Source organism: Stenotrophomonas sp. 2201_Sma, from assembly GCF_056486685.1.
In genome coordinates, this window is sequence record NZ_CM151329.1 from 2,386,957 (window position 1) to 2,399,595 (window position 12,639).

A 12,639-nucleotide genomic window follows, 5' to 3' on the forward strand; every position below is an offset into this window, starting at 1 on the left:
CCTGGATGCGCCTGACTGTCCGACACACATTCGTTCTGCGCAGTGGTATGCGCTGCCTCGCCCTGCTGGCCCTGAGCGGGTTCGCCTCTGTGCTGCACGCAGCGGAGATCACATGGACCGGCACCGCCACCGTGGCTGCCCGCAACGCGGGCTGGGGGCGATTGGCGCAGCTGCCGGATGGCCGCTGGCTGGCAGTGACCACGCGCTTCAATGAAGGGCAGCCGACCACCCTGCAGCTCTCGATCAGCAGTGACCGGGCCCGCAGCTGGGCGCCCTGGTCCGACGTGGCCGAGCCCGGCCGGATGATCGACAACGGCGAACTGCTGGTGCTGCCGGAGGGGCGTGTGCTGCTGGCGATGCGTTCGCTGGTCGAAGGCGTCTCCTACCGGCTGCATCTCTATGCCAGCGACGACCTGGGAGCACACTGGACCTTCCTGAGCACCCTCGCCGGCAACGAGGCACCGAACGGGCGCAAGGACCGCGGCGTGTGGGAGCCGGTGTTGACGCGCCTGGACGACGGCACGCTGTCGGTGGTGTATGCCGATGAAACCCGTGCCGACGAGCATCCGTCCTACAACCAGGTCGTTTCACAGCGACTGTCCAACGATGGCGGGCGCACCTGGGGACCTGCGATGACGATTGCCGAACAGCCCGGCGGTGGGCAGCTCCGGCCCGGCATGCCCGTCATGGCACGCCGCCCCGCCGGTGGCTACCTGATGGTGTTCGAGACCTGCGGCGATGACCCGCAATGCCCGGTGTCGTACAAGGTCTCGACGGACGGGCGGACCTGGCCGGCCGGCCTCGGTACGCCGCTCGCCGACCAGCGCTGCGGCCCCCACGTCATGACCAGTACGCGCGGGGTGATGTTCGTGACCTCGTGCCTGAACGAAGTCAGCTGGAGCGAGGACAGCGGATCGAGCTGGCGCACGGTAACGCCTCCCGCATGGCCGCTGGATTTCCGCCATTCCTGGCCCGCGGTGATCGAGCTCGGCCCGGCGGAGATCGGCGTCGTGAACGTGGTGGACGGCGCAGTGCAGATCCGTTTCGGGAGCTACTAGGGGGGGGCGGATGCGGGGCAACCCGGCAGGACGAGGCTGCACATGCGGTGCATTCACGCCATGTTGGCGCAATGTTTCCGTAATACCTTGCCAGCGCCCTGCCCTTTGCGCCTTCTGGAAGGGCCGCCCCCCGCCCATTCCTGGACGCCACCGATGCACATCCTGCTGGTCGAAGACGAGCCAGAACTGGCTGCGGCCCTGAAGTCCGCACTGCAGCGGGACCATCATGTCGTGGACCTGGCAGATACCTTCGGACTTGCCCGGGAGGCTGCATTGCACGGGGCACACGAACTGATCCTGCTGGACCGGACGCTTCCGGATGGGGATGGTCTCGCTCTGATACCGCTGTTGCGTGCACGCAACTGCCTCGTGCCCGTCATCGTCCTGAGTGCCTTGGGTGGCCTGCCAGATCGGGTCGAGGGCCTGGACGAGGGTGCGGACGACTATCTCGGCAAGCCCTTTGCACTGGAAGAACTGTTCGCACGCATACGCGCCGTCGGCCGTCGACCCTCCGGGATCCAGGAAGAGTCGATCCGCGCTGGCGATCTGCTGTTCGACCCGATGACAGGTGAGGCTACCGTCCGCGGCGAGCGCCTGGAGCTTCCCCGGCGCGAGATTCGGGTGCTGACCGTGCTGACCCGAAGGCTGGGGCGTACCGTGCTGCGGGAATCCATCGAGATGGCGGTGTATGGCTTCGACGACGGCATTCATTCCAACACGCTCGATTCGCACGTATCACGACTGCGCAGGAAGCTGGCTGACGCCGACGCGGGGGTGGAGATCCATGCGATCCGTGGCGTCGGCTACCTGATGCGGGAGCGCACGTGAGCAGGCGACAACCCTCGCTGAAATGGCCGCTCATCATCAAGCCCCTCATCCTGCATCTGTTGGCGCTGCTGATCGCATTCTTCACACTCCTCATGGTGCTGGTTCGCATGGACAGCGGCGGCTACTACACGCTGCAGACCTTTGCCCCGATCGCCGCCAACGCCGTACACCGCGACAACCAGGGACGGCTCTACGTACAGCGCACGCATGAACTCGACGAACTGCTGAAAGTGGCGCCAGGTGCCTGGTTCGTCGCCGAGGATGAGCAGGGACAGACGGTCAGTTTCGGAAACGTCCCGCCGACCTATGCGTCGTTGATCGGCAGGCTTCGGGGCGTTCCGTTCGGCGACCTGCGCGGCCACGAGCGTGGCGACGGACTGGCCATTGTGATCCGTCGGCACACCGGCCCGGCCGGCAAGCTGACCATCATGGCCCATGGTGAAACCGATTCACTCACCTGGCAGATGGCGATCGCGGCGCATGTGTTCACTCTACCCATCTTCGTGCTGCTCGCGCTGGTAACGCTGATCGCCACCCCGTTCATCGTACGCAAGGCGCTTGCAGGGGTTGAACGGATCGCCCTGGAGGCCAAGCATATTTCGGCGAGTCGGCGCGGGATCCGCCTGACCGAAACTGCCGTGCCAGTGGAGATCGCGCCCTTGGTAGCAGCCGTCAACGAGGCACTGGACCGGCTTGATGACGGTCATGTGCGGCAGCAGCGCTTCATCGCTGCTGCCGCACATGAACTGCGTACACCGATCGCCATTCTTCGGGTGAAGATCGAAGCAGCCGACGATGTCACCTCGCGCAGCCTGTCCGTGGAGGTCGCGCGTCTGGCCACGCTGGCGGAGCAGCTGCTGGACCTGCACCGGCTGGATAGTGTCGCGCATCTGGAAACCATCCACCTCGCCCGCCTGGCCACGCGCGTCGTTGCCGACCTGGCCCCGCTGCTGATCCAGTCCGGGCGCACGGTCGCCGTGGTGGTCGAACCACACCATCCCATACAGGGCGAGACAGGTGCGGTCGAACGCGTCCTGACGAACCTGGTGTTGAATGCAGCGGAACATGGTGGACGCAACATCACTGTGCGGGTACAGGGAACACGCCTGGAGGTGGAGGACGACGGCCCTGGAATACCGGAGGCCGAGCGCGAGCGCGTATTCGAGCCCTTCCAGCGCCTGCGGCCGCGCCAGACCGGCGCAGGACTTGGCCTGAATCTGGTACGGCAGGTCCTCGAGCGCCATCGCGGCCATGTCACGATTCTCGATGCGCCAGGCGGCGGTGCGCTGATCCGCGCCGAGTTCCCTGCGCATCCTGCCGGCGGGAACCTCGCGTCAGGTCACCCGCTGTAGCCCGTTGCGGCGGCGCAGAGGATTCCTGGGGATGTCCCATTCCGGGTTCCGGGCTGACGCAACCCTGGCGCAATGTTGGCTATCCAGCATGACCTTGATCGGCGCGCATGCGTCGCGATGTCGGGTCACGAAAGGAAGCCACATGTCTGACGGCAGCGCCGCACGCGGCGACGCACGCGCCACGTCCTCCCGTGCGCACGAGGCCCCCCCGGCCCTGACTGCTGCGGCCTGGAGGCGCCGCCCGCGGAAGGCGGACAGGTGGGGCCTGGAGCATTGGCCGGATTGGCTGCGTGTGATACCCGACAGCGCACGCGGCCAGGTGCTGATTCTTCTGTTCGGCGGGCTGTTCTTCGCCCTCCCCGGCGCCGCGCTGATCATTTGCATCGGCGTACGCGGGTCTTCCGGGCTCGCGCTGGCTGTCCTGCTGTACGTGGCGGCGCAGGCGCTCCTGCACGGACTGCGTGCTGTCCGCTGCGCGGGCGAGAGCACGGTATCTGGCCTGCAGGTGCTGCTGGATCGCCATTTCCCCCATCTTTCGATGGTCTCATTGATGGTGCCGTTGGCCGCACTCGCAAGCACGGATGCCAACACGGCGACGCTGCTCGCAGGCGGTGTGCTGGCCGGCCTGTCCGTCCCCGTGCGGACCGCGTTCGTCCGCCCCCGTCATCTGTTGCTGCACCCTGTCCTGCAGGTAATGGCGACTGCCGTGATGCTGGGCTGCATCGCACTGCTGAGCGTGGACATGGCCCCGTTCGCGCAGTACCTCACAGGCGCCGGCGTACTGGTCTACCTGGGCGGGCTGGCCCTGCAGCGGCGGCACCCCCTGTCCCCGGCAGGCGTGACATGGTCGGGCCTGATGGTGGTTGGGGGCCTGCTGCATTTCATCACGATCGCCCTGCTCGGCATCTCTGCGGCTGCCTGAGCGCAGCGATCACGCAAGGTTCGCGCAATGCAGCGCGGCAAGACTCGGTGTCCGCAGGTGCATGTCCCCATGCGCCCTTCATCACCGATGCAAGGACACCCGATGATCTGCTGCTTATGGATGTCGCCGTCATGACGCGTCCTGCTTCCACGCGTCGCCGACGCAGGCTGTTGATCGGCGGTGCAGCGCTGCTCTGCGTCCCCGCTCTGCTCTACATGTGGCTGGCACCGCCAGCACCACCGGAACTGGAACGCGCTGCGGTCACCCGCGGCGACATCGAACAGGTCGTCGAAGCCACTGGAACCCTGAAGCCATCGCGTCTGGTCAGTGTCGGCGCCCAGGTTTCCGGACGCATCGAAACGCTGCATGTGAAACTGGGCGACAAAGTAAAGGCAGGTGACCTGATTGCAGAGATCGATTCACGCACGCAGCGCAATGCCCTGCGCAGCGCGCAGGCGGCCGAGCGCAGCGCCCGCGCCAACCGCCAGGCGCTGTCCACAGAGCTGGCACAGCAGGAACTGACGCTACGGCGGCTGCGGCAGCTTGGCGCAGCGCAACTGGTGGCCAGGGCAGATGTCGACGCCGCGCTTGCCCGTGTTGACGCAACACGTGAACAGATCGATGCCCTGGACGGCGAGATCGTACAGCGCCTGACAGACGTGGACAGTGCGCAGACCAGCCTGGGTTATACGCGCATCACCGCTCCGGCCGACGGCATGGTTCTGGCCGTGGTGGCCCGCGAGGGCCAGACGGTGAACGCAGTACAGAGCGCCCCCACCATCATCATCCTTGGCAACCAGGACACGATGACGGTCTATGCCGAGATCTCGGAGGCCGATGTCGTTCGTACCGCTCTGGGCCAGGAGGCGTTCTTCACCATTCTCGGAGATGCAGGCCGGCGCTACACCAGCACCCTTCGCGACATCGCGCCGGCCCCCGAATCGATCACCCGGGAGGACACCTCCAGCCTGTCTTCACCGGCCCTGTCCGGCAGTGCCAGCCGTACGGCGATGTACTACAACGGCCAGTTCGACGTGGACAACAGCGATGGTCGCCTGCGCAGCTACATGACCGCCCAGGTCCGCATCGTGCTGGGGCGCTCGCGCAACGTGCTGACCATTCCTTCCGCGGCGCTGGGTGCACGGGGCGCAGACGGCAGCTACACGGTGCAGGTGCCATCCGCCAGTGGCCATCCGGTCCCCCGCCGCATCACCATCGGGCTGGACGATCAGATCAGGGTCGAGGTGAGGAGCGGGCTGCGGGAAGGCGAGCAGGTCGTCCTGGGCCAGGCGGATGCTGACGGCGCGACGCCGGCCACGGCAGGCAAGGCGGACTCCCCGCCGACGCAATCATGATGGCGGACCAGTCGCAGCCACGCCCCCTGCTGTGTGTGCGCGGACTGCGCCGCGAGTTCCCGGCGGGCGAGCAGACACTTGTGGTCCTGGACGGCGTCGACCTCGACATCCATGCCGGAGAGCTGGTCGCCATCATCGGCCAGTCCGGCTCGGGAAAGTCCACGCTGATGAACATTCTCGGCTGCCTCGACCAGCCTACGGCGGGCACCTACCAGGTGGACGGCCGCAAGACAGCGGACATGGACGCCGACGAACTGGCTGCGCTGCGCCGCGAGCACTTCGGTTTCATCTTCCAGCGCTATCACCTGCTCAACGAGCTGTCCGCGATCAGCAATGTCGAGGTCCCGGCGATCTATGCCGGCATGCCGTCCGCGTCCCGCCATACGCGGGCGGCACAGCTGCTGGTGCGACTTGGCCTGGGCGACCGCATGGACCACCGCCCGGGCGAGCTCTCCGGCGGCCAGCAGCAACGCGTATCCATCGCACGTGCATTGATGAACGGCGGAGAGGTGATATTCGCCGATGAGCCGACAGGTGCGCTGGACACGCAATCGGGCAAGGAGGTGATGAAGATCCTTGGCGAACTGCATGCGGAGGGCCACACCGTGGTTCTGGTTACCCATGACCCTGCCGTAGCCGAGCACGCCCAGCGGATCATCGAGATCAGCGATGGCCGCATCGTTTCGGACCGCCCTACCCGCACCGCCGCGATGTCATCGAACGGTGCCGCGCAGCCGCTCGCTGCACAGGCGGAGGGTGGTGGCCTGCAGGCCGTGCGCGACCGCTTCGGAGAGGCCTTCCGGATGGCGCTGCGGGCCATGAACGCCCATCGCATGCGCACGTTCCTCACCATGCTTGGCATTATCATCGGCATTGCTTCGGTGGTATCCGTAGTGGCGCTGGGGACCGGTGCACGCCAGGCGATCCTGTCCAACATCGCGTCGCTGGGCACCAACACCATCGAGATCTATCCCGGCGCAGGCTTCGGTGACGTGCGCGCCGCGCAGGTGGAGACGCTTACTCCGACTGACAGTGTGGCCCTGGCCGGGCAACCCTTCATCGACAGCGCTACACCCGGTGTGGCGACCACCGCGACAGCCATGCGTGGCAACCGTACGGCCAGCCTCCAGATCCACGGTGTCAGCGAGCAGTATTTCCGCGTGCGTGGGCTGGAACTGGGCGAAGGCCGCTTCTTCACGCGGAACGCCGTGGACGGCTACCAGCAGGTGGCAGTGATTGACATCAATACCCGCAACCGCCTGTTCGGACCAGGTGAAGACCCGATCGGGAGAACCCTGCTGGCAGGCAATGTTCCGCTGCGCGTGGCCGGGGTGACGAAGAAGGATTCGGCCGCCGTTGGCGATGGCTCGGTGCTGAGCATCTGGGTGCCCTACACAACCGTCATGGCGCGCATGCTCGGCCAGAGCCATGTCTCCAGCATCACCGTGCGCGTGTCCGATGCGATCAGCATGCAGGCTGCCGAGGCCGCGATTACCCGCGTCCTCGGCCAGCGCCATGGCACGCGTGACTTCTACATGAGCAACAACGCGCAGATCCGCAGGTCGATCGAACAGACCACGGGCATCCTCACGATGATGATCAGCTCCATTGCCGCCATTGCACTGGTAGTAGGCGGCATCGGCGTGATGAACATCATGCTGGTCTCGGTCACCGAACGCACTCGGGAAATCGGTGTCCGCATGGCCGTCGGCGCGCGACGCGGCGACATCCTGCAGCAGTTCCTCATCGAATCGGTGCTGGTGTGCCTGCTGGGTGGTGTGCTGGGCATCGTGGTCGCGCTTGGCCTGGGCCTGGCTATGGAACTGGCCAGGGTCGGCTTCAACCTGGTGTTTTCCTTTGCGTCCATCCTTGCGGCATTTGCCTGCTCGAGCGCCATCGGCGTGGGCTTCGGCTTCCTGCCGGCCCGTCGTGCTGCGCAGCTCGATCCTGTCGAAGCATTGATCCGTTGACGTCGACGGCGGGAAATCACGGCAGATTCGCGCAATGTTCGCAGCGTCTACTGTCGATATCAAACAACGCCGCACAGGAGCGGGAAATGATTCTGAAGACAGGACGTATGGCGCTGCTGCTGGGTGCAGCCGTGCAGCTGCTGGTGGTGCTTCCGTACGCGGGGGACGCGCACGCCCAGCATCGTGATGGCTATCGCGGACAGTGGGGCCATGGCTACGCGCAACGCGAGCGCGAGGAGCGGGAACGACGCGAGCGGGAACGGGACCGCCGCGACGACGCCAAGGCCAAGGGCATCGTGGTAGGTGCGGTGGGCGCTGCGGTGGTTGCCGGAGTGATCGCTGCCGCCGCCAAACGCGAACGCGAAAACCGGGAGCGTGCCGATTACTGCATCAGCCGCTACGGCAACTACGATCGGCGCACGGATACCTATCGTGGCGGCGACGGCTACACATACCCCTGCCGCTGATCAACACAACACTCATCAAGGGAGAACTGACTCATGAAGAAGACCGGACTTCTGATCGCGCTGTGTGCGATGCCTGCCCTCGCCCATGCCGCCGGCAACGACCCAAGGCAGGCCTACGTCGATTCCACGTTCTCGGCAATGGACGCCAACGCCGATGGCCGCGTCGACAAGCTCGAGTACGCGAAGTACCAGAACGCACGCTTCAGCAAGCAGGCCGATTCCATCGATGCAGCCTTCAAGGCAATGGACAGCAACAAGGACGGCAGGATCAGCAAGGATGAGGCTGCCATCGTGCCCGAGATCGCCAAGTATTTCGCGGGACTGGACGTCAATGGCGACGGCTACCTGTCATTGGCTGAAATGCAGCAGGCGATGGTGGCGGCACAGACAGCCGATGCCCCGGTGAAGTAAGTCCGGGCGGCAGGTCCGGGGCCTGATGTTGATCCAGGCCCCGGACCCGCGCCGGGGGGGGCGCGAGGCAGCCCGCCCATCACTTCTGCTTGAACACACTCCTGCGCCCGATGACCACATCCTTGCCCGTCGTCGGCCTTGCCAGGCCCGGAATCAGGAAATCGGTCGCGCTGCGACCGTGCCGGGTCTTGTCCGCAAGCCAGCGCGGCATGCGCCCTCGGCCGGTCCAGGTGTTCCGTCGGTTCTCGGGGTCGCGGTATTTGGGTGCGACCTTGCCTGTCTTCCGGCGCCTGTGGGAAGCGCTGCCCGCAGGCACGGGCACCGCGCTGGCGCCGGCGAACAGTTCCTCGATTGAATAGCCGCATTCTGCGGCAGCGGCGACCAGCTCACGCCTGACGACGGCCGCGGAACGTCGCTGTGCGAGAAGTTGCAGCCGCCGCTCGGCGGCCGCGATGAGTGCCTTCAACTGCCGCTCGTTCAGCGCCTTGATATCGATATGCATGGCACGCAGCGTGGTGGGGGCGCCGTGACCTGTCAAGGGATGCTCCGCGGGTGCCGCACCCGGATCGCCGGCCGGGCTCAGAACGAGACCTGCGCCCGTACGCCGACAGTATTGCCGGAATCCGGCCCCTGGGCATTGCCCACCTTGTTGTCGGTCTTCCAGTGAACGTAGTTCAGCATCAGGCGGGACCAGTTGTTGAGGTACCAGTTCAGCCCGAGCGTCCATGCCGTGCCCTCGCCGCCGCGCGCGGCATCGAGAAAGTCGTAGCGGTCATAGCGGGCCGCCAGCTCGAAGGCGCCGATGCCGCCTTCCTGCACGGGGCGAAGTACGCGCGTGGTGCCCCAGACGCCGGAGCGGCTGCTGAATCCAGGGCGCTCACCGGTGATCAGCCAGCCTGCGTAGATCGATGTGGCCTGCTGGTCGACCGGGTCGACCGTGCGCGACTCGATGGTGCGCGTGGTGTGTTCGGCAAAGGCCCACACCGGGCCGTACACCCCACCCAGTTCCAGCCCCCAGGCGCGGTTGTCGGTGACGTTGGCGATGGAACTGGCCGATACGCGCACGTTGCCGTTCCAGCCCAGTGCGATCGGCGAGGTCTTGTTGATGCTGCCGACGTCCTGGCCGAGATCCTCGTACCAGTACCAGCCGCCCAGGTGCAGGAAGCCGGCCTGGCCACGCAGCGGGTTCCAGTGCGCGCGCAGCAGATACGCAATCGTGTCGCTGGCCGTGCTGTCATTGCCGATATCGTCGCCGGTCACCGCGACGCTGGCATGCCAGCCATCGCCGATCACCTTGGTGGTGACGCCCAGTCCGTAGTACCCGCTCTGCTGGGCGCCCACCGAGGCCACGGCATTGCGCTGCATGAAAGGCGTGTTCACTCCAGTGGTGCCACCGTCGAGGCCACGGTCCTTGAGCTTGTTGCCCACGTAGATCTCTGTCGGCAGCCCTCCCATCCGCGTGTCCCAGGACAGGTAGGTGTCCTTCAGTGATACCTCGTTGCCAGCAAAGTCCGCATCGATCTTGTAGCCCAGCGGTCCCATCTGTCCCTCTGCACCCAGGCGGCCGCTGGCCAGATCGGTGCCGGTGACGTTGCGCGCGTCGAATCCGGATCCGTGGGTGGTGCTGAAATCCACCAGCACGCGGCCACGGGGATGGAAAGTGAACCGGCCATCACTGCTGCGCAGCTCGGGGCCACCCTTGCGCCAGCGCACATTGCCATCGCCTCCCCCACCGGTCGCGGCAAGCTGGGCCACCTGTGCCTGCAGAATGGCCAGGTCGTCCTGCCGGGTGTCGGCGATTGCGGCGGCTACCTGCGCGTCAACGTTGGCGTCGCTGCCGGGCACTGCGGCAGCGCCCTGCGTTCCCCCTTCCAGCGCAGCCAGGCGTGCGCTCAGCTGCTGCAGCAGGGTTGCCTGTTCGCGCAGCTGTCTGGCCTGCTCCTGCACCTGTGCACGCAACCCGGCTTCGGTATCGCTGGCCGCGGCCAGCACGGAGGATGACGCCAGCAACAGGCCGCCGCCGGCAGCCGCGGCGAGCGCGGCACGCTTCAGTGAATTCATGGAGTTCTCCCGAATGAAGTACGGTGCGCGGCTCAGTCGCCCGCGCCATCGTCGTCCAGCGCAGGCTGGGGCTGAGGTGCAGCGGCCGGCGTCGCCTGGCCACCGTGCGGGGGCAGCCGCGCAGGCGCTGGCCCGAGGTAGCCGTGACTGCGTGCCCAGTTGGCGAAGAGCCGCGGCCACTGCGCCACCAATGTGCCGGGCCGGCCCAGCCCCCAGCTGTGGCCTCCGGCCTCGAACAGATGCAGCTCCACCGGAATACCCGCTGCATGCGCGGCCTGGTACATCGCCACGCTGTGGCCGACATCCACGATGCGGTCATCCACGGCCTGGGCCAGGAACACCGGCGGCATGTCCTTGCGGATGTGTTCTTCAACCGAATACGCCTGCTGGGCGTCGTCCTGGCTCGCCAGCTCCCGCTTCGACCGGGTCTGGTCCAGCGGCGCACGCATTGAAACGACCGGATAGATCATGCCGAGGAAATCCGGCCGCGCCGACAGCTGGTCGGCCGCATCCACCGGCGCATACAACGGGGCATCGAAGCGCGTGGCGACGATCCCGGCCAGGTTGCCTCCAGCGGAAAAGCCCAACGCGCCGATGCGCTCCGGATCGACCCCCAGGCTGGGCGCCTGTGCGCGCATCAGCCGCATGGCGCGCTGGCCATCCTGGAAGGGCGAGACAGGTGCCCATCCATCGGCAGGCAGCCGGTAGTAGACGACCGCAGCCGTGACCCCCAGCGACTGCAGCCACTGCGCCGTCGGCTTGGCGGCGCTGCCGATCTGGATCCGGAAGTAGCCGCCACCGCCGAAGATCACCACCGCGGAGCCGTTCGGCTTCAGCGGGCGATAGATTTCCATGCGCGCATCGCTGATGCCCGAGACCGCGCCCTTCGCGCTGCCTTCGATCCCGATCCGTTCCGGGCCACGCGCGCGTTGCTGCCAGTGGTCCTGCGGCCACAGCGGAACCATCTCGGGTGCAGGTACAGGTGCTGCGGCCGGCGCCGCACCCGCAAGCAAGGGATTCAGCAGCAACACAAGCACTGCCAGCCTGCGCAGTCTCCCCATGTACAGACTCATCTCACGCCCCTCCCTTCGGCCTTCACGGGACGAAGTGTGCGTCGAGCCGCGCGGGGCTCCTATAGCCGGATGGGACTAGCTGTGCTGCGTATTTCTGTGTGCACTGCAACATCGTCCTGCGCCCCGCCGATGTCCGTGGCGCCGACCGCCGGCACTGCCTGAAGTCATGGCTCCAGCACGACCTGCCTACCGCGCCCCGGTACTGTCGGGAACGCACGCCGGCGTCCAACCACTGGCGCTGAACAGCGCCTCTGCGGTTTCGGGCCTTACTTCCAGCAGCTCGGCAATGGCCTTCTGCCTGTCGTCGGCGCGGTTGACGTACGCCCGCGCGATGCGCTGCCCGACCCAGTAACCCAGATCGCCGCGGCGGGTGTCGTCGCCAGGGCCGTTGTACAGCCACCGCGACAGGTCGGTGCTGTCGCGCTGCGCGACGAATTCCCGTTCCAGGGCGCATTCGCGCCCTGCGGCCCAGCGCCGCAGATGGCTGTTGGCGGGCTGCCCGGAGATCAGTTCACCCACATACTCTGCACCGCCCTCCAGCAGCGTCTGGTACAGCAGCGTAGGCGCCGGTACTTCAACAGCGGCGCCGTGCTGTTGCACGTGCACATACTCGTGCGCAATCAGGTGCACGAAGCGTTCCGTCACATCGGCCTGCATCCAGTCCGCGTTGCAGAGTGTCTCCAGGCCGATCACCACGCCGTCGGGCGTGGTAACGCCACCGGTGGTGCCCCGTCCGACGAGGAGGGTGACCGGAGGAAAACGGGCCGACGGCACGATCTCGCCGAGATTCCGCAGCGCACGGGCCACTCCGCTGCGGATGCCCGGCAGTGCCGCAGCACACGTGCGCGCCTTCACATACAGCGCCGGCTTCTGCTGGATTGCATCGGCAAGCCGCTGCATCGAGCCGATACGCAGTTCGCTGAACTGATGCAGCGCATCGCTGCCCGGCTCCAGATAGCGGCGCTGCAGCAACAATGCATCCGGCCTGCCACCGCTGGCGTCCATCACCGCGAAGAAGCGTGTCACATCATCGGTTCGCACGATGGGCGCGCGCGCCCGAGTCTCCGCCTGTGCGGCCGTGGCCAGCAAGGCTATTGCCAGCCCACCGGCGATCCATCTGCAGATGACCGATGCCATCGACC

12 protein-coding genes are annotated in these 12,639 nt (G+C 66.5%); 8 read left to right on the top strand and 4 right to left on the bottom strand.

Going from position 1 to position 12,639, the window contains the following annotated elements; all coding sequences use genetic code 11:
* Nucleotides 1-5: 5 nt before the first annotated feature.
* The 8 genes from ACZLIF_RS11210 to ACZLIF_RS11245 all read left to right on the top strand — a co-directional run bounded on the left by ACZLIF_RS11210 (nt 6) and on the right by ACZLIF_RS11245 (nt 8,363).
* Entirely contained in the window at nt 6-1,058 is a 1,053-nt protein-coding gene (locus ACZLIF_RS11210; RefSeq protein ID WP_128988176.1) for a sialidase family protein, read from the top strand.
* Nucleotides 1,059-1,211: 153 nt separating this feature from the next.
* A complete protein-coding gene (locus ACZLIF_RS11215) occupies nt 1,212-1,886 on the top strand; it encodes a response regulator transcription factor (protein WP_053515840.1) in 675 nt (224 codons plus the stop codon).
* Entirely contained in the window at nt 1,883-3,238 is a 1,356-nt protein-coding gene (locus ACZLIF_RS11220; protein WP_478461947.1) for a sensor histidine kinase, read from the top strand. The genes ACZLIF_RS11215 and ACZLIF_RS11220 overlap by 4 nt, the downstream gene beginning before the upstream one ends.
* A gap of 88 nt (nt 3,239-3,326) precedes the next feature.
* A complete protein-coding gene (locus ACZLIF_RS11225; RefSeq protein ID WP_128988175.1) occupies nt 3,327-4,160 on the top strand; it encodes a hypothetical protein in 834 nt (277 codons plus the stop codon).
* Between the two features lie 131 nt (nt 4,161-4,291).
* Nucleotides 4,292-5,515 (top strand): efflux RND transporter periplasmic adaptor subunit, encoded by a 1,224-nt coding sequence (locus tag ACZLIF_RS11230; RefSeq protein WP_128988174.1) that lies wholly within the window; start codon nt 4,292-4,294, stop codon nt 5,513-5,515.
* Nucleotides 5,515-7,485 carry a MacB family efflux pump subunit gene (locus ACZLIF_RS11235; RefSeq protein ID WP_128988173.1) on the top strand — a complete coding sequence of 657 codons (1,971 nt, stop codon included), beginning with the start codon at nt 5,515-5,517 and terminating at the stop codon, nt 7,483-7,485. Before ACZLIF_RS11230 ends, ACZLIF_RS11235 begins: the two co-directional genes overlap by 1 nt.
* Before the next feature lie 86 nt (nt 7,486-7,571).
* The gene (locus ACZLIF_RS11240; protein ID WP_128988172.1) at nt 7,572-7,952 is read left to right on the top strand and encodes a BA14K family protein; all 381 of its coding nucleotides are present in this window, start codon (nt 7,572-7,574) and stop codon (nt 7,950-7,952) included.
* Nucleotides 7,953-7,985: 33 nt separating this feature from the next.
* Nucleotides 7,986-8,363, top strand: a complete 378-nt coding sequence (locus ACZLIF_RS11245; RefSeq protein ID WP_065182286.1) for an EF-hand domain-containing protein — start codon at nt 7,986-7,988, stop codon at nt 8,361-8,363.
* A 79-nt stretch (nt 8,364-8,442) separates the two neighbouring features.
* Here the strand turns inward: ACZLIF_RS11245 and ACZLIF_RS11250 are convergent, their stop codons facing one another.
* From ACZLIF_RS11250 to ACZLIF_RS11265, 4 genes are all read right to left on the bottom strand, one after another.
* Nucleotides 8,443-8,865 carry an H-NS histone family protein gene (locus ACZLIF_RS11250; RefSeq protein ID WP_065182287.1) on the bottom strand — a complete coding sequence of 141 codons (423 nt, stop codon included), beginning with the start codon at nt 8,863-8,865 and terminating at the stop codon, nt 8,443-8,445.
* A 77-nt stretch (nt 8,866-8,942) separates the two neighbouring features.
* Nucleotides 8,943-10,424: an OprO/OprP family phosphate-selective porin gene (locus ACZLIF_RS11255; protein WP_128988171.1), complete on the bottom strand. Its 1,482-nt coding sequence runs from the start codon at nt 10,422-10,424 to the stop codon at nt 8,943-8,945.
* Nucleotides 10,425-10,456: 32 nt separating this feature from the next.
* Entirely contained in the window at nt 10,457-11,485 is a 1,029-nt protein-coding gene (locus ACZLIF_RS11260) for an alpha/beta hydrolase (RefSeq protein WP_478461948.1), read from the bottom strand.
* Nucleotides 11,486-11,683: 198 nt separating this feature from the next.
* Nucleotides 11,684-12,634, bottom strand: coding sequence for a DUF2268 domain-containing putative Zn-dependent protease (locus tag ACZLIF_RS11265; protein ID WP_128988169.1), 951 nt, complete (start codon nt 12,632-12,634; stop codon nt 11,684-11,686).
* Nucleotides 12,635-12,639 lie beyond the last annotated feature (5 nt).